Here is a 16,893-nt window from a genome sequence, read left to right on the forward strand (position 1 = left end):
CTATAAGTAAAGCTTTTGACCCTAGAAAAGAAGGAAATTGGGCACAGACTAGTAAGTGTAAACTATTATAATGAAAAAATATTAATATGGCCACAGAGGGAATCTTATAACTTATCTCGTATGATGGGGATTCTTTTGACGGTCATTGTGGAATAGGGTTTCTATGTCTTTGGTCTATCATTATTTTCCCGCGCTTGAGGTAATCCCGATTAATTCAATAATTTTGGTCCTCATTCAAACAATTATATTTCAGCTATTTTCACCTCAATACCTTTGTTTTTACAATGGTTAATAAAATCTAATGACATGTTGCTGTCGGTGATGACGATGTCGACTATAGAAATATCTCCAATTTTAATAAAATCAGAACCTCCCACCTTTGAACTGTCCACAAGAAGGACCTTCAATGATGAATTCTCTATAACCGTTCTTTTTAGAGATGCCTCCATAATACTGGAGGATGATAATGTCCCATTTACCGTAATGTTGGGGACGCTAATAAAGGAGATATCGAAATGCATTGAATTGACCATTTGTTCCGCAAACATACCAACACATGAATGGGTATTTTTGCGAAGTTCTCCTCCTAAACAAACGACTTGTATATTATTACGGGTATTTAGTTCCATCGCTGTAGAGATTGTGTCTGTGATTATAATAAAATTCCGATCATTTGTAATCTTCCTTGCCAAGCTATAACAAGTTGTGCTGGAATCAAGGAACACTTTCATCCCATCCTCTATTAATGGGATGGCTAATTCAGCAATTGCATCTTTTTCCCTTTGATTTTTATTAATCCTTAATTCGAACGGCTTTTCAGTCAGGATTCTGTCAGGAGGAAGTGTTGCACCTCCATAAGAACGTACGGCAAGGTTCTGTTTGAACAAATCGTTCAAATCTCTCCGAATGGTCATCTCGGTTACATTAAAAAGTCTTACAAGATTATTCACCTCGACCTTCCCGTTCTGATGTAATAATTTTAAAATTTCATTAATCCTTTCTTGCTTTAACATGATTCCACCTTCACAGTCTAAATATTTTCATTACTTCAAAAGTATACCTCTTTTTAAAATAAGTAAAGCAAAAGATGTTTGATTGTGTTAGTTTTTTATATTTTTGTTAACAATCAACAAACTTTTCTTCAATTATTTAATTTAAATTAATGATTTTATAAAATATTATAACAAAAGTCTAGGTTTAACCATTATAAATGATATTAAATTTTTTGAATATTTAATATTGACAGCGCTTTCTAGGAGGTATATAGTTTAGTTAATGTTAGAATAAAGTAACACAATAAAACAAAAGTAACAATTGAGGGGGAAGTATAGTATGAGTCAGGAGAGAGAAGTAGGGTTTGTTGCCTTCTGGAAGGCAACTGATAGTTGGTTTAATGCAACAGAACAAGAAAGAGCGGATTTCATGGATAAAATAGAAATCATTTTTAAAGAAGCAGAGGCAAAAGGTATAAAAAGATCCGGTATTTATGATTGCAGTTGGTCAAGTGAGTGGCGTTATTTTACTTTTTGGACAGCGCCAAATACATATGTGATCGAAGAGGTCATGGAGAAACTTCTCGATATCGGAGATATTAATCATTATAACATTCAGCATCACTATATCGGCAGAAAAATTAAAGGAGACATTATTCAATAACACCGATAGATCAAAGACAGTTTTTACAGGAAAAGCTAAGCAGAATAAGGGTATTTTTAAGTCGGAATATTTGTCAAATTAAAGCTGGAATATATAGAAATAAAGTACCTTTACCTATGACCATTTATTCTTAAAAACACACAAAGTTTTTTAGGCGAATATCAATTTAATTCTTGTGGGAGGATGAAAAGTGGCAACGATTAAAATTGAGCCATTAACAAGTAATGGGTTTGCGCCTTATGGAAGAGTGCTAGATTTCGACAGTTCAAACCCTACGAAAAGTGGAGAAGGGTGGACATGTTATTCGCCGGTTGATTTTCTTCAGCCGACTTCTCCAATGTTAGGAATTGGGATGGTTATATCAGAAAAATATCCAAAAGAAGTAACGGCATTGGAAAGGCATGTAAGCCGAGAGGAACTGCTGTGGGCTGCGAGAGAGGATTTAGTCATGTTCGTTGATATCCCATATAAATTAGGTAGTGAATCACAGAAACCCAATATATACACAACCAAAGCGTTTTTAATCAAGGCGGGTCAAGCTGTTATTATGCATAGAGGTACTTGGCATTCCCCGGCATTTGCATTAGAGGGCACAGCTACTTACTACTTTGCTATCGAGTTTACGAAGGACTTTATTGATCAGGATGAGCAGCCGTGGATACCTTTTAATGAAAATGAAGTTGCTGTATTAGTGGAATAGACCCTAAAGGAGATATTCATAAATGGTAAATAAAGTCGAGATGCATAATATTGAAAAATCCTTTCCTGGGGTAAAAGCTTTAACCAACATTTCTATGGAAATCAGGCCGGGTGAAGTTCTGGTTATATTAGGGGAGAATGGTGCAGGAAAATCCACACTTATGAAGATTTTGGCTGGTGTACAAAAGCCGGATAGTGGCCAAGTTTTTTTTAAGGGGCAAAATATCGAGATTAATAGTACGAAAGATGCTGAAAGATACGGCATTTATATGATTTACCAGGAGCTTAATTTAGTTCCCCACCTGTCTGTTGCTGAAAATATTTTTTTGGGTCGAGAGTTTAGTACGAAAACTGGATTCATCAAATGGAAACAAATGTATGAGGAAGCGGAAAATGTTTTGAAAAGGCTTAACCTCACTATCGATCCAAGAACCATTGTAGAAGATTTAAGCGTGGCCCAAAGCCAGATGGTGGAAATTGCCAGAGCTTTGAGTACAAATGCAGAAGTCCTCATTATGGATGAACCGACAGCCGCTATAACTAATCAGGAAACAGAGGAGCTATTTAGGCAAATTGAAAAGCTAAAGGCATCAGGCGTATCAATTCTTTATATTTCCCATAGGCTCCAGGAGGTAATGGAAATCAGTGATCGGGTTTTTGTAATGAGAGACGGTGCCCATGTTGGCACGCTTAATACAAATGAGACGGATACAAACGAACTTATCCGCTTAATGGTCGGCCGGGAAATAGGTGATCTTTACCCGAAGGTTAGATCAGATGTAGGCGAAGAAGTATTCAGGGTTGAACATCTTTCTATTCCAGGTGTTCTTCATGACATATCCTTTTCGGTCAGGGCTGGGGAAGTGCTAGGATTTGCCGGGTTGATGGGTGCAGGTAGAACGGAACTGATGGATGCTATTTTTGGCGGCAATAGAAGTATGACGGGAGATATTTACATAAACAATAAAAAAGTCACGATAAATTCCCCGGAAGATGCAGTAAAACATGGTATGGCCTATGTAACTGAGGATCGAAAAAAGACAGGGTTGATTTTAAGTTTTCCCATTGACCTGAATATTACATTGGCCTCCATAAGAAAGAGCACTAAATATAGCTTTATTGATCATCATAGGGAAGAGGAATTAGCCAAACAATCAATGGATGGTTTGAAGGTAAAGGCACCAAATCAAAATACGTTAGTGTCCACGTTGAGCGGCGGAAACCAGCAGAAAGTTGTTCTTGGAAAGTGGCTACAGACTAATTCCCAAATCATTATTTTGGACGAGCCGACCAGAGGAATCGATGTGAATTCCAAAAGGGAAATTTACCTTTTGATTAATGGCTTAACGAAAGCTGGTAAAGCGGTAATTATGGTCTCCTCGGACATTCCTGAGATTCTCGGTATGTCTGAGCGGGTTGCTGTTTTGTCGGAGGGGCATTTGACAGGTATTCTTCCAATTGAAGAGGCAAATCAAATTACTATAATGGAACTGGCCACACAAGATACTAGAATTTAAGTCTACGAGGGGATCTGGTTTGGAATGTTAAAAAAATATGGCCCATTAATCATTCTGGGCATTTTAATGATAATTCTTTCGTTTGCAAGTCCATACTTTTTGACGACCAATAACTTGACAACTGTGGCTATCCAGACAGCTGTTATCGGTGTCATAACCATTGGGCAACTCATGATTATTGTAACGGGGGGAATCGACCTTTCCCTAGGTTCGATTTTAGCGTTTTCATCTGTCATCGCAGCTATGATGTTAAAAAGCGGTACGCCTCTCATCGTATGTCTCATTGTGGCAATCCTGATAGGGGCAATTGCAGGGTATGTTAATGGAACGCTTGTAACAAAGTTTAAAATCCCTGCCTTTATCGCTACCTTGGGTACAGGTGAAATTTTGAGGGGTTCAGCTCTTATCATTACAAATGGCCTACCGGTATCGGGACTGCCAAAGTCGATTTCAGTTTTTGCAAATGGGAAGATCGGTTTTATTCCTGTTCCGATTTTCGTCTTTGCTTTACTGGCAATTATTTTTCAAGTGATGTTATCGAAGACGTTAATTGGAAGACATGTATATGCGTTAGGAAGTAACGTCGAAGCCACAAGGCTTGCAGGGATTAACGTAGGACAAAGGACAAGAATGGTTTATATGTTTGCGGGAATCCTGGCAGCAATCGCAGGTGTGCTGCTCCTGGGAAGGTTGACATCCGCACAGCCAACTGCAGCGATGGGATACGAACTTGACTCTATTGCCGCTTCGGTCATCGGTGGTGCCAGCTTCTTGGGTGGTGTCGGTACGGCATGGGGAGCCATCGTTGGTGCCTTCATCATCACGGTCTTGAAAAACGGCTTTACCTTGCTGCATGTCAATACATTCTTTCAGCAAGCCGCAACGGGATTTGTTTTAGTGTTTGCAGTTTATCTTGATATGATACAGCGTACAAAAAGAAGAGGTTCCAAGAAAAAAGTTTAACAGGCGGTATATGAGGAGGAGCAATTGATGAGAAAGTTTATAAATTTGTTTTTTGTAGTTGTTCTGATGATGGGGCTAGGTGCTTGTGCAGAAAAAGAAACTACTGGCGGCACAGGAAAAAAGTCAAAAGACAAGAAAACATTCGGGCTAGTGGTTATGTCCACCAATAGTGACTATTGGATTACAGTGAAAAATGGAGCGAAGGAAGCTGTCGATAAGATTGGTGGAGAATTGATTTTCACTGGCCCTGCAACCAATAGCGATATTCAGGAGCAAGTTTCCATCATGGAAAATCTCATTAATAGTAAGGTTGATGCCATATTATTGACCCCTCTTGATAGCGATGCGCTCGCGGAACCAGTCAATAAGGCTATGGATGCGGGAATTCCTGTTATTATTATTGACTCGATTGTGAATACCGATAATTACACAAGCTTTATTGCCACAGATAATGTTGCCGGGGGTGAGCAAGCGATGAAAATGCTGCTCGATTCCATTGGAGAAGAAGGAAAAGTAGCGATTATCAATGCTCTAGCCGGTATCCCTTCTAATGATAACAGGGGAATTGGGGCAGAAAAGTATGCCAAGAAATTCAAGAGTGTAAAATTGCTTCCACAACAACACTCGCTTGATCAGGCAGCTGCCTTAGAAAATACAGAAAATATCATTACAGCGAACCCTGATTTAAAAGGTATTTTTGCTACCTTTAACAGAGGTGCTTTAGGTGCAGCACAGGCTGTAGTTAATCGCGGTAAACAAGATGATATTAAGATTGTCGCTTATGATGCGGATCCAGATGAAATTCGCCTCCTTGAAGAAGGTGTCATTGATGCTCTTGTTGTGCAGCAACCGTATGAAATGGGGAGACTTGGCATTGAGTTTGCTGTGAAAGCAATGAATGGAGAAAAAGTTGAAAAAGAGGTTAACCCGGAAGTTATTGTTGCCACAAAAGAAAATATGGATGACCCCAAAGTCGAAAAAGTTCTTTTTCCTAATGGGAAATAGTGGAGCAAAAGAGGGTAAGGAAAGGAGGTCTGTCTTTTTCTAAAGCAGGAAGGGAGGAATTAGATTTTGGATATTATCGGAATTGGTGAATCGGGAGTGGACATTTTAGTTAAAGTTGATCGGATTCCTAGCCGGGGTGAGAAGAGTAGGGGCGAGGAAATTGGTAGATTCCCTGGAGGAATAATTGGGAATTTCTGCTCTGCGGTAGCCAATCATGGCATTGATTGCGGGATTGTATCTGTTGTGGGCGATGACGAGAATGGGGAAATCTCATTAAGTGACTATAAATCCCGCGGAATCGATGTTTCTAATATTGCAGTAAAAAAAGGAGGAAAAACATTTTACTGTATTGTCTTTATCGATAAGAGTGGAGAGAAGACCCTTACCGCGGTAGTAACCCCACTAATTAGCCCGGCAGTTGAAGACATAGACTTCGCTTATTTAAAACAAGCAAAATATGTCCATATGACATCAATGGATTATACCTTGTCAGAGCATGTTGTGCACAATCTCATAACAAGTGGCACTAAGATATCGATTGACTATGAAGCGCATGCGGAAAATGGCGGCTTCGATAATTGGAAGACTATCCTTAAGCATGTCAATACACTGTTCGTGAATGAAGGAGGGATGGCAAATTTATTCCCTGATGAGGATGTTGAAGCCGCAGCCACAAGATTATTAGGGCTAGGCATCGAGCAAGTTGTACTAACATGCGGAGCGGAAGGTGGGATAGTCTTTACGGAAGAGAAGACCGTCCGGTTTGCCGCCTATAAAGTTCGCGAAATCAAAGATACAACAGGTGCAGGCGATTGCTTTAACGCGGCATTCTTATCCGCACAATTAAAAGGGAAGTCTCTTGAAGAAGCAGTAAATTATGCTTCGGCTTCTTCGGCAATTGCTATTCAGTATGTCGGCGCCAGAACAGGATTGCCGACCGAGCAACAAGTAGAGGAGTTTTTAATTCAAAGAAAACAAGAATAGGAGAAAAAGATGCGAGAAAATGGCGTTGTACGGCAACTTTTGCCGGAAACGGTGAAGAATTTATTTGATGATATTGTTTATCAAAGGGTTTTAGGAGCAAGTAAGCATATTTTTATGATTGGCCAAATGATTGAAGCGATTGCAAAAGAAGGGAAAGAGAATGGTGCCCCCATTGACAAGGTAGTAGATGATATTTTAACAGTTTCGAAATTCTTTATCGAAACAAGAGGGGAAGCTAGCCAAGCAATCAGCAATGCAATCAACATGATGGTAAAAGATATTGCACTTGTTAAAAAAATGGATCTTGAAGATGGTATAAAGCAGATTATTTCTAAGAAAGACAGCTATGCAGCTCTTGCGAAGGAATCGCTAGATCTTGTGGTCAACTATAGTGTGAAAGCGGCTGAATCGATGGAAAAAATCATGGTATTTGATTATTCCAGTACAGTTGACCAATTTTTGAAAAAAATGAAAAGGGAAGACAGAGACTTGACCGTCGTGATTCCTGAAAGCAGGTCAATTGATGGAGGGCATGCATTTGTGAAAACATGCCTTGAAGTTGGGCACAAAGTTAAATTTATTCCTGATGCTGCAATAATGTATTTTCTAAAAGAATGCGATGGGGCTTTCATCGGGGCTGAAACCTTTTTCCCGGATGGGACGGTTTTTAATACAACCGGGTCGGATCTTGTTGGACTAGTATGTAGTGAGTTTAAGATTCCATTATATGTTCTCACTCCTTTAATCAAAGTTGATATTCGTCCAGTTTATGGCTACAAAAAGGTGCTTGTTGAGAATGATTTGAGTGAAAGATTGGCGTCTAACTGGAAAGAGGAAGAAAGAGGAAATGTCGATTTTATATGCCCCGAGTTACTGGGGGTTGACCCAAAGTACATAACGGCCGTGATTACGGAAAAGGGAATTATACCCGCTAGGCAATTATTTAACGTCAGTGTTGGATATTCCAAAGAGTTGAAAGGGGACGTCTAAGTTTATGGCAGATTTGTTTAACCCAACTTGTTTGGCACTATCTATGATTCAACCCGACCCGCTGCCGGGGAGTTACCGGCATACTAATAAAACAATAGATGAGATTGTCGTCCAATCGCTGAAAGAAACGGAAATGGTTTTGAAAAACGGATTTGATGGTGTCGTTTTGCAAAATATGAACGACATGCCAATTAAACAATTTTCATCGCCTGAAGCGATTGCTTATATGACGAGAATCGGCTATGAAATCAAAAAGGAATTTCCGGAAATGGTATTAGGCGTATTAATGAATTGGGACGGAGTAGCTGGTCTATCGGTTGCTGATGCAATTGGTGCTGATTTTGTAAGGGTGGAACACTTGTTTACCGGGGTGGAAGTAACGAGCGCAGGACTATTGGAAGCACAATGTGTCGAAATCGCAGCGCTAAGAAAAAGGATAAAAAGCAATGTCCCGGTTTATGCGGATGTCTATGAAGTTCATGGTGTTCCGCTTGGGAAAAAGCCGATTGAGGATGCTGCTTGGGAATCTGTCAACGAAGCATTTGCCGACGGATTATTCATTGCAGGCAAAACTCCAGAAGAAAGCATGGAACTTGCCAAAAGGGCAAGAACAAAAGTCAAAGACGTTCCCATCTTCCTTGGGGGTGGAGCAACCGGGGATAACGTTTTCGAACTCCTCCAATATTACGATGGTGTCTGCGTGGCAACCTGGATCAAAAACGGTAACATGAAAAACCCAATTGACCCTCACCGCGCCAAAATTTTCATGGACGAGGTCAGGAATGCTAAAAGAGTGAAGCATGGGGAGGGTACTAAGGCTTCACTAAAATAGTGGACAGAAATATTATTAATATCATTTGGTCCTTAATTAGTATAAACGAAAAGCGGGTTGGCATATGCCACCCGTTTTCGTGGTTTTATAGTTTAAAGTGAAAATTTGACAATAACCCTGTTCCCTGATTTTCCTATATTTTTTTCTAAGACCAGGTGCACTGGCACTACCCCGGTTTTTCTGGTTTCACAGATTAGGCTAGTATGAGTTGTTGGCTAAGGTTTTATTTTTGCCAGAAGGGGAGGATAGTTCTACTGGAGAAGAGATAGCGGGTGAGTTCTCCGGACGAGTAAAGTTGATAGGTAATAGGAAACCCGCAAGGCGGCTGAGTCTTGGCGGGTTTCTGTTGCGGAGGGCGGGATGTCAACCTATAGGATCAACTCTCCAATTCCAAGGATTGGTTTACAATTAAGGGTTTTGTTCGTAAGAGTTAATAGGGCCGTTCATGGATTATTTCTTTAAGACTTCTTTCACCCATCTTTTCAACAGTCGTTCTCGATTTTCTCCGGCCCATTGATGGTCAAATTGAATTACGTTTAAATCCTCCAAATGATAGGCTTCGTCAGGGGGGAGGGCCTCCCGGTTTGTTGGAATCTGGAAGTTCCCGACCTTCTTGCCTAGTTCCTGGATTTCCCTTTTAAGCACCCAATCCACAAAGAGCTTTGCTTCCTCTAATTGGGGGGCGCCTTTAATGATGGCGACGGCACCTATTTCATAGCCTGTTCCTTCCTCGGGAAAGCTGACAAAAATATCATGAAACCCTTCCTTATAGAACTTGACGGCGTCGTGAGAAAACATGATCGCTGCTCCTGCTTGGCCAGACCCGACATATCTGCCCGGAACGCTGCCGGATGTGGGGTAGGAATTCACTTGTTCATGTAATTTCTCAAGATAAAGGAATGCCTCATCTTCTCCTAACAGTTGAACGAGGGTACCCAGGATGGTGTAGCCGGTCCCCGATGTTCTCGGGTCCGGCATGGTAATCATCCCTTTGTATTGCGGCTTCAGCAAATCTTCCCAAGAGTGGGGATAGGCTAGGCCATTTTCCTGAAGCCATGCCTTATTCGAGACAAAAGCAATTGAACCGACATAAATGCCGGTCCAATATCCTTGCCTGTCTTTATATTGGGTATCGATAAATTCAGCATTTTTCGAGAAATAGGATCGCAATAACCCTTCCTTTCTGGCGTGAATAAAGGTTTCTGACGGACCGCCAAACCACACGCTTGAGCCGGGTTTCTCTCTTTCTGCCCTTATCCGGTTAAAAATTTCCCCGTTCGATAAACTTACATATGATACTTTTATTCCAGTTTCCTTTTGAAAGGATTCAATCACTTTTATCGCGTGATCCTCATATAAACCTACATAGATGGTAAGCTCTCTTTTTCTATTCATGGAGCATGAGGCCATAAGCATAAACACTGCTGTAAGTAGGGTAAGTCTGTATACAGTCGTCCTCATTAGCCTCATCCTTCACTTTTACAAACGATTAAATAACGTGCAGAGCTTGTTCTGAGAATTGCAGCGACACGTATTCTCCAACCTGAGCGATATGTTCCTGGGCAGGATTGTTCTCTGAAATCTGAAGCGTTTGTCCATTCCACTCCACTTCGTATTCCTGAGTTTGCCCCATGAACACACTTTTTGTCACAAGTGCCTTGGCTTCTGTTCCTTTAGTAAGCTTAATCGTTTCTGGGCGAACCAGAATCAATACTGGAGAATTTATTGCATGTTTGCCTTCGTTTTTTGCTCTTATTATACCATTAGTAGTTTCAATTTCCAGTCGGTCTTCTGAGATATTGATAACCGTTCCTTCAATAAAGTTCGCTGTTCCGATAAAGTCAGCTACAAATTTGGTTGCAGGCTTCTGATAGATTTCCTGGGGGGTGCCTATTTGTTCAATGTGTCCTTTATTCATGACAATTACCTGATCGCTCATACTCATGGCCTCACTTTGATCGTGGGTGACATAAATAGCGGTGATCCCGATTTTCTTTTGAATCCGGCGTATTTCGTCGCGCATTGTTACGCGCAGCTTTGCGTCCAGATTGGATAATGGTTCATCAAACAACAGGACGCTCGGCTCCATCACCAGTGCTCTTGCCAACGCGACCCGCTGCTGCTGCCCGCCGGATAACTGGGATGGAATTCGATCCTTATATTCAACCAGGTTCATAATAGTTAAGACTTCCTCTACTTTTTTATGAATCTCTGATTTGGAGAGCTTCTTTATTTTCAGGCCATACGAAATATTATCGAACACATTTAAATGCGGGAATAATGCATACGATTGAAACACCATCGTACAATCCCTTTTATTAGGCGGGGTGTTATTGACCAGTTCATCTCCGAAATAGATTTCCCCCATAGATATTTCCTCGAAGCCGGCAATCATTCTCAATGTGGTCGTTTTCCCACATCCGGACGGGCCGAGCAATGTGACGAATTGTCCTGCTTCTATTTTTACGGTGACATCAGACACCGCATACACCGGTCGGCCATCATGATGGCCAAATGATTTTGAAACATTGTGCAAAGATACTGATTTTGCTTTCATAATAGTTCCTCCGATATCACGATATTATAATAGGGATGATTCCTTTGCCGTTTCGCCGCCAAAAAGCCTCACGAACAAATTCAGTAAAACGAGCGCAACAATCATCACGATAATTAGGATTGTACAATAGGCACTGGCAACACCGATTCTCCCCACTTCCACTTGAGCTAAGATGGATGAGGTAATTAAGTTGTATTTTGCCGAGATGAGAAAGATGATTGCACTCATGGCCGTCATGCTTTTGACAAAACTGTAAACTAAGCCACTGAAAAAAGCTGGCTTGATTAAAGGCAGGACGATGCTCGTGAAAGTTTTTTGCTGGGTTGCCCCTAAATTTGTTGCCGCTTCTTCAATAGATGGATCGATTTGCTGCAAGGCAGTGATGCCGGATCGAATTCCAACCGGGATTGCCCGAATGACAAATGCAGCAATAATAATGACAGCTGTTCCTGTCAGTGCAAGAGGTGCTTTGTTAAACGACAGAATATAGGAAATCCCGATGACGGTTCCAGGTACGGCTATCGATAGCATGCTGACCATTTCCATGATCTTTTTTCCGGCAAACCTTTTACGGACGATTAAGTAAGCGATAATCATTCCCAGCAGTCCGGCGATCGGAGTGGCAATTAACGATAAGGTTAATGTATCGCTCATCGCCTTTTGGCCAATTGAAAATACATATCGGTAATGATCGAGGGAGAAGCTGTTATTTATTCCCCATAATTTAATAAAGGATCCAATTGGCACGAGCATGTAGAACGCAATGACGACAATAGACATGATGAAACAAAAAGCGAACAAGCTATGTTTCAAAAGCCCATGATTAATCATTTTCCGTCCTTGTGTTGGTTTACCTGTTACGGTAACATAGTTTTTCTTGCCCACCCAAAACTTTTGCAGTGCATAGACAATTAGTGTGATGGTTAGCAAAAGCATTGCCAACGCGGCGCCAGCTTGCATATCATAGCTGCCGATTACTTGTAAATAAATTTCGCGGGCGACGGTGGTGTAGTTCCCGCCTATTGTCATCGGGTTCCCGAAATCGGCCAGGGATTGCACGAAAACAAGCAAAAATGCGTTTGCAATCCCGGGAATTGTCAATGGAAGTGTTACATTGATAAATGTTTTGAATTTACCGGCGCCCATATCGTAGCTTGCCTCTTCCAAGGAGGGGCTGATAGACCGGAGAAGACCGGCGAGAACTAGGAAGGCAACGGGGAAAAATGTTAGCGTTTGAACAAGAATAAGTCCATTAAGCCCGTAAATATTGGCATTTTCTAAACCAAGCAGTTGTTTTGAAATAAACCCTTGCCGGCCGAATAGTAACATCGCTGATAAGGCAATGACAAAAGGAGGTGAAATGACCGGTAAGATGGCAATACCGTTAAACAACCTTTTCAGCGGAACATCGACATAGGCAAAAGTATACGCAAATAAGTAAGCGATGATCGTTGATAGTGTTGATACAATCAGCGCTAATACGATTGAGTTCCGTAATGATTCAAACAGCACTCCACCTGAGATAATCCGCAGATATCCCTCCATGCTGAATTCACCGCTGTTCGTAAAAAAGCTGGCTTTAAAAATTTGAAATAGCGGATAGACAATAAACGTAATTAACGAAAGCATGACGAGTACAATGCAGAGTAAAAGCATTGGATCCCGGGTTATTTTCGAGTGTTTCATTCCAAATCTCCTTTCAAAGTTCCAATTCTCATAATAATATGTCTTTAAGGGCGGTACCCCCAAAAGAGCCTTTATGCTATTATCATATTGGAAACGATTACATGTAGACAGTCCAAGTCTCTGCCGTTTTATATGGCAGAGACTTGGAACAAGCAGCTTTTGTCCTCTATGGGAAGGCAAGACGTTAGAAAGGACTGGAAGAAAAGGATCATGATAACAAGCCGACAACAAAACATACTTTCACAGTTGATCCAGGAAGAAGACTTTCTCCAGATTGATCTACTCGTAGATAAATATGAGTTATCTCCACGTACAGTGAGAAATGATTTATTAATCATTGAGGAATGGTTGAAACAGTATGATGCAGAATTGGAGCGGGATCGTAAACTAGGATATCGAATTCTCCTGGACCCCATCCAAAAAGAGAGAATTGAAAAATCCTTGCGGCGCAGGCCCGATTATTTGGATTCAAGGACCCGCGTGCATCTGATTCTAAAAATGGTGCTAGCGAAGACGAAGGTTCGTACAAACGATTTGTTGCAGGAGTTTCAAATAAGTAGAAATACATTACTTCTAGACTTAATGGATGTAAGAATATGGTTAGAGGAGAAAGGGCTTGAATGTGTCCGCCAAAACGGCTGGATTCATATTAAGGGGGATGAACGCTTAATAAGGAAAGCCTACCTAGATTTGCTGAAGACGGAGGTTACAGACGAGAAAGTTCTCCAGTTCATTCTAGAAAGAGAAGAGGCACCACTTGCCAACCAGTTATGGAATTCCTGGTTTCAAACAGAAGATGCCCATTTTCTGCTTGGTGTTGTGAGACAATTGGAAAAGGAATTATCAATAGAGTTTACCGACTCTGGCTTTTCAGCATTTGTATTGCACTTGCTTATGGCTATGGAACGGTTGAAGAATAATCATTTTTTGAGAATGGAAGACTTTCTATTAAAAGAATTGCAGGCCAGCTCCGAATTCCGAGCCTTAGAGGTTGTAATCGTTGGCCAAATCGAAGAGTATTTCGGTGTTCACATTCCAAAGGAAGAAATCGCCTATATGACACAACATTTACTTGGAACTCAAAAGAAACAATTGATTTCAACTAATGGTTCCTTTTATTGGCGACTCGCAAAGGAAATCGTGAATGATGTGGAAGAGGAGCTTGGGCACTTGTTAGTTGGATCGGACAGAATCATCCAAAATCTTGCCATTCATCTGGAATCAGCAATTCACCGGGTGAAATTTGGACTGCAAACTAAGAATCCACTTTTAAAAGAATTAAAGTCTGAATTTGGTTCGTTCCTGGACATGATGCAGCTCATTGTCAATCAAGTGATGAAGCCGCATCGGCTTGAGTTTGGGCCGGATGAAATTGGCTACATTGTCCTGCATGTTGGGAGCGGGATGATGAGCCAGAGAATATCACGTAGAAAGAGAGTCGCGATTGTCTGCAGTTCCGGAGTAGGAACCTCATCAATTTTGCGAAAGCGTATGGAGACGTTGTTCCCTGATTGTGAAATTGCAGGAATCTACTCGTATCAGGAATTAAAAGAAATGACAAAGTTTGATATAGATGCTGTATTATCCATGATTGAGATTGGTTTTAAACTGCCTGTACCGTGGATAAAGGTTTCTCCATTACTTCCACTGGCAGATCAAGCACATGTTAGCAACCTCTTAGGGGTGACATCAGCCAGAAGGCATGTTGAAGCTGAACTCATCCAAACGGCCAATCACATAGTAAAGATAACGGAGCAGCATGCATCCATCGGAAATCGAAATCAATTGCTTCAGGATATACTCAGCTTTTTGCAAGGCCGGCCCGGTATTACATATGAACAGCCACTCACTAACCTTTTGCCATTACAATCAATTTCCTTGCAGCTGCCGGAAACAAATTGGGAGTCAGCCATCCGTTATGGTAACCGTCTGCTGCGTGAGCGGGGACTAACGGGGCCGCAGTATGAGGATAAAATGGTGCAAATGATCCAGTCACAAAAGCACCATTTCATTATTCAGGACGGGGTTGCCTTCCCGCATGCATCCGTTGTTGACGGTGTTTGGAAAACTGGCTTCAGCTTGCTAACCTTTCGCGAACCAATTCCATTTGGACCTGGACAAGAACCGATTTGGCTGATTATTACACTTGCGGCCATAGATAAAACACAGCATGTTCAGGCTTTATCCACCTTACTTGATGTTTTTAATGATGATTCGTTTATGAATATGCTTAGAAAAACGAAGAATGCCGAAGAAGTATGGAACTTTATAAGATTGAAGGAGCAGCAGCTATGAAAACAGTCCTTGTGGTGTGTTCAAGCGGATTAGGTACTAGCTTAATGATCCGTATTTATGTGGAAGCAATATGTAAAGAAGTTGGAATCAAGGCAAATGTCATCCAAACAGATGCTTCATCGATGAATTATTACACCGCGGACTTAATCATCGGGGCACGGCAAATTATCGAATCACTTCCGAATTATGGGGGTATCGAAACTGTTTCATTAGATAAAATTACGGACCGAAAGCAAATAAAAGACAGAATCCTTGATAGCTCTTTGTTTCAGCATCTGAAGGAAGGATGACATGAACTTTCAACTAATCAATAAAGGGCTACTTGGTGAACCGGCTATTTTGCTGGGAATGATCGCTCTTTTAGGTTTAGTGCTTCAAAGGCATAAACCCCAAAAGGTGCTATCAGGTACCGTAAAAGCAATGTTGGGCTATACTCTCTTACAAATTGGGGCAACAGCCGCCGGTTCATCGTTATCAAATCTATCGGTGATTATTTTAAACGGGTTCCAAATAATCGGGATTATTCCCCATAACGAAACTGTTACCGCTCTGGCACAGAGCTATTATGGAAGAGATATCGCCTTTATTATGCTAATCGGGATGATTGGACACCTGGCCATTGCCCGGTTCACGAAATGCAAATATATTTTCTTAACGGGGCATCACATCCTTTTTATGGCCTCCTTACTGGCTGTAGTTCTGGCATCCTATTCGCTCTTACCCTGGCATATTTACATAATAGGAGGCCTTGTGTTAGCCATGTGTATGTCGATTGGACCAGCTGTTGTCCAGCCTTATGTTCGCCATGTCACAGGGAATGATGAATTTGCCATCGGTCATTTTAACAGCGCTGGCTATGTATTGGCTGGATTGATCGCATCCATTTTTAAAACCAAAAAGAATCCAACTATTCCTGATAAGTTAAATCGGGTGCAGCCTTATTTTCAAGATCAAATCGTGGTCACCGCTATTTTTACCTTTATATTATTTTTGTCGGCCAGCATGTTTGCCTCTCCTCAGCAGTTGACAGAACTATTTCAAGGGAGGCATTTTATTGTTGTCTCGGCAATTCAAGCGATTTGGTTTGCGGGCGGCGTCTATATTATTCTGCATGGTGTCAGGATGATGCTGGCTGAGATTATCCCGGCATTTAATGGGATTGCACAGCGGGTAGTTCCTGGATCTATTCCGGCAATGGATTGTCCTGTATTGTTTGCCTTTGCTCCATTAGCTTCTGTTTTGGGCTTTCTTCTCAGTTTCTTGGGTGGCATACTTGCGATGGTCCTGTTGGTCGGTATTCAGTATACGGTTATCATACCAGGTATCATTCCACATATTTTTTCAGGTGGGGCGGCCGGTGTCATTGCTTATAAGGTAGGTGGGAGGATGGGGTTAATTGTTTCTAGCCTCTGCCATGGATTTTTCATTACCCTTCTTCCGCTTTTCCTGACCCCCGCTTTATCTGATTTGGGGTCGGTTCGGGCGACGTTTGCTGATAGTGATTTTTCACTCATCGGAATCTTTATTCATGAAATCGTTCAATTGCTGTTTTGATAAAAATAAGAAGAGCCTGTGGTTTTTCTGATATGCTCCCCTTAAGGTAGACAGATTAAAAAATAAAAATCTGTTTACTTTAAGGGGAGTTTTTATTATGTCAAAAAGGGCACTTTCCCTCCAAGATAAAATCAAAATCATTCATGCATACGATA

General features: G+C 41.2%; 15 protein-coding genes. 11 read left to right on the forward strand and 4 right to left on the reverse strand.

All coding sequences use genetic code 11. The annotated features are described in order from the left end of the window. Positions 1–242: 242 nt before the first annotated feature. The gene (locus tag D1B31_RS21060) at positions 243–1,013 is read right to left on the reverse strand and encodes a DeoR/GlpR family DNA-binding transcription regulator (RefSeq protein ID WP_118924160.1); all 771 of its coding nucleotides are present in this window, start codon (positions 1,011–1,013) and stop codon (positions 243–245) included. A 319-nt stretch (positions 1,014–1,332) separates the two neighbouring features. On the opposite strand from D1B31_RS21060, the gene D1B31_RS21065 reads away from it, so the two are divergent. The 8 genes from D1B31_RS21065 to D1B31_RS21100 all read left to right on the forward strand — a co-directional run bounded on the left by D1B31_RS21065 (position 1,333) and on the right by D1B31_RS21100 (position 8,646). Continuing rightward, complete coding sequence (locus D1B31_RS21065; protein ID WP_118924162.1) at positions 1,333–1,656, forward strand: DUF6616 family protein; 324 nt, start codon at positions 1,333–1,335, stop codon at positions 1,654–1,656. A 190-nt stretch (positions 1,657–1,846) separates the two neighbouring features. Continuing rightward, entirely contained in the window at positions 1,847–2,356 is a 510-nt protein-coding gene (locus D1B31_RS21070) for an ureidoglycolate lyase (RefSeq protein ID WP_118924164.1), read from the forward strand. Positions 2,357–2,378: 22 nt separating this feature from the next. Then, positions 2,379–3,872: a sugar ABC transporter ATP-binding protein gene (locus D1B31_RS21075; protein WP_118924166.1), complete on the forward strand. Its 1,494-nt coding sequence runs from the start codon at positions 2,379–2,381 to the stop codon at positions 3,870–3,872. 24 nt (positions 3,873–3,896) lie between these two features. After that, positions 3,897–4,835, forward strand: coding sequence for an ABC transporter permease (locus D1B31_RS21080; protein ID WP_118924168.1), 939 nt, complete (start codon positions 3,897–3,899; stop codon positions 4,833–4,835). 27 nt (positions 4,836–4,862) lie between these two features. Further along, on the forward strand, positions 4,863–5,840 hold the full coding sequence (locus D1B31_RS21085; RefSeq protein WP_118924170.1) for an ABC transporter substrate-binding protein: 978 nt from the start codon (positions 4,863–4,865) through the stop codon (positions 5,838–5,840). Between the two features lie 66 nt (positions 5,841–5,906). Beyond that, complete coding sequence (locus D1B31_RS21090; protein ID WP_158587642.1) at positions 5,907–6,824, forward strand: carbohydrate kinase family protein; 918 nt, start codon at positions 5,907–5,909, stop codon at positions 6,822–6,824. A gap of 9 nt (positions 6,825–6,833) precedes the next feature. Continuing rightward, positions 6,834–7,814 (forward strand): IF-2B domain-containing protein, encoded by a 981-nt coding sequence (locus D1B31_RS21095; RefSeq protein WP_118924174.1) that lies wholly within the window; start codon positions 6,834–6,836, stop codon positions 7,812–7,814. A 4-nt stretch (positions 7,815–7,818) separates the two neighbouring features. Next, positions 7,819–8,646 (forward strand): BtpA/SgcQ family protein, encoded by an 828-nt coding sequence (locus tag D1B31_RS21100; protein WP_118924176.1) that lies wholly within the window; start codon positions 7,819–7,821, stop codon positions 8,644–8,646. 450 nt (positions 8,647–9,096) lie between these two features. On the opposite strand, the gene D1B31_RS21105 is transcribed toward D1B31_RS21100, so the two are convergent. From D1B31_RS21105 to D1B31_RS21115, 3 genes are all read right to left on the reverse strand, one after another. Beyond that, on the reverse strand, positions 9,097–10,041 hold the full coding sequence (locus tag D1B31_RS21105) for an ABC transporter substrate-binding protein (RefSeq protein WP_240035375.1): 945 nt from the start codon (positions 10,039–10,041) through the stop codon (positions 9,097–9,099). A gap of 94 nt (positions 10,042–10,135) precedes the next feature. After that, positions 10,136–11,203 carry an ABC transporter ATP-binding protein gene (locus tag D1B31_RS21110; protein ID WP_118924180.1) on the reverse strand — a complete coding sequence of 356 codons (1,068 nt, stop codon included), beginning with the start codon at positions 11,201–11,203 and terminating at the stop codon, positions 10,136–10,138. Positions 11,204–11,227: 24 nt separating this feature from the next. Then, positions 11,228–12,889 carry an ABC transporter permease gene (locus D1B31_RS21115; protein ID WP_118924182.1) on the reverse strand — a complete coding sequence of 554 codons (1,662 nt, stop codon included), beginning with the start codon at positions 12,887–12,889 and terminating at the stop codon, positions 11,228–11,230. A gap of 210 nt (positions 12,890–13,099) precedes the next feature. On the opposite strand from D1B31_RS21115, the gene D1B31_RS21120 reads away from it, so the two are divergent. Genes D1B31_RS21120 through D1B31_RS21130 form a run of 3 tightly spaced genes read left to right on the forward strand, consistent with a single transcriptional unit; the run spans position 13,100 to position 16,738 of the window. After that, the gene (locus tag D1B31_RS21120; RefSeq protein ID WP_158587643.1) at positions 13,100–15,184 is read left to right on the forward strand and encodes a BglG family transcription antiterminator; all 2,085 of its coding nucleotides are present in this window, start codon (positions 13,100–13,102) and stop codon (positions 15,182–15,184) included. After that, entirely contained in the window at positions 15,181–15,474 is a 294-nt protein-coding gene (locus D1B31_RS21125) for a PTS sugar transporter subunit IIB (RefSeq protein WP_158587644.1), read from the forward strand. Before D1B31_RS21120 ends, D1B31_RS21125 begins: the two co-directional genes overlap by 4 nt. Position 15,475: 1 nt before the next feature. Next, complete coding sequence (locus D1B31_RS21130; RefSeq protein WP_118924188.1) at positions 15,476–16,738, forward strand: PTS ascorbate transporter subunit IIC; 1,263 nt, start codon at positions 15,476–15,478, stop codon at positions 16,736–16,738. Positions 16,739–16,893 lie beyond the last annotated feature (155 nt).

This window comes from Neobacillus notoginsengisoli, assembly GCF_003515685.1.
GTDB lineage: Bacteria > Bacillota > Bacilli > Bacillales > Cytobacillaceae > Bacillus_D > Bacillus_D notoginsengisoli.

Coding starts and splice junctions, on each gene's coding strand:
- D1B31_RS21125 (WP_158587644.1), top strand. CDS start 15,181: ATGAAAACAGTCCTTGTGGTGTGTTCAAGCGGATTAGGTACTAGCTTA.
- D1B31_RS21080 (WP_118924168.1), top strand. CDS start 3,897: ATGTTAAAAAAATATGGCCCATTAATCATTCTGGGCATTTTAATGATA.
- D1B31_RS21085 (WP_118924170.1), top strand. CDS start 4,863: ATGAGAAAGTTTATAAATTTGTTTTTTGTAGTTGTTCTGATGATGGGG.
- D1B31_RS21065 (WP_118924162.1), top strand. CDS start 1,333: ATGAGTCAGGAGAGAGAAGTAGGGTTTGTTGCCTTCTGGAAGGCAACT.
- D1B31_RS21100 (WP_118924176.1), top strand. CDS start 7,819: ATGGCAGATTTGTTTAACCCAACTTGTTTGGCACTATCTATGATTCAA.
- D1B31_RS21130 (WP_118924188.1), top strand. CDS start 15,476: ATGAACTTTCAACTAATCAATAAAGGGCTACTTGGTGAACCGGCTATT.
- D1B31_RS21120 (WP_158587643.1), top strand. CDS start 13,100: ATGATAACAAGCCGACAACAAAACATACTTTCACAGTTGATCCAGGAA.
- D1B31_RS21105 (WP_240035375.1), bottom strand. CDS start 10,041: ATGAATAGAAAAAGAGAGCTTACCATCTATGTAGGTTTATATGAGGAT.
- D1B31_RS21075 (WP_118924166.1), top strand. CDS start 2,379: ATGGTAAATAAAGTCGAGATGCATAATATTGAAAAATCCTTTCCTGGG.
- D1B31_RS21110 (WP_118924180.1), bottom strand. CDS start 11,203: ATGAAAGCAAAATCAGTATCTTTGCACAATGTTTCAAAATCATTTGGC.
- D1B31_RS21115 (WP_118924182.1), bottom strand. CDS start 12,889: ATGAAACACTCGAAAATAACCCGGGATCCAATGCTTTTACTCTGCATT.
- D1B31_RS21060 (WP_118924160.1), bottom strand. CDS start 1,013: ATGTTAAAGCAAGAAAGGATTAATGAAATTTTAAAATTATTACATCAG.
- D1B31_RS21095 (WP_118924174.1), top strand. CDS start 6,834: ATGCGAGAAAATGGCGTTGTACGGCAACTTTTGCCGGAAACGGTGAAG.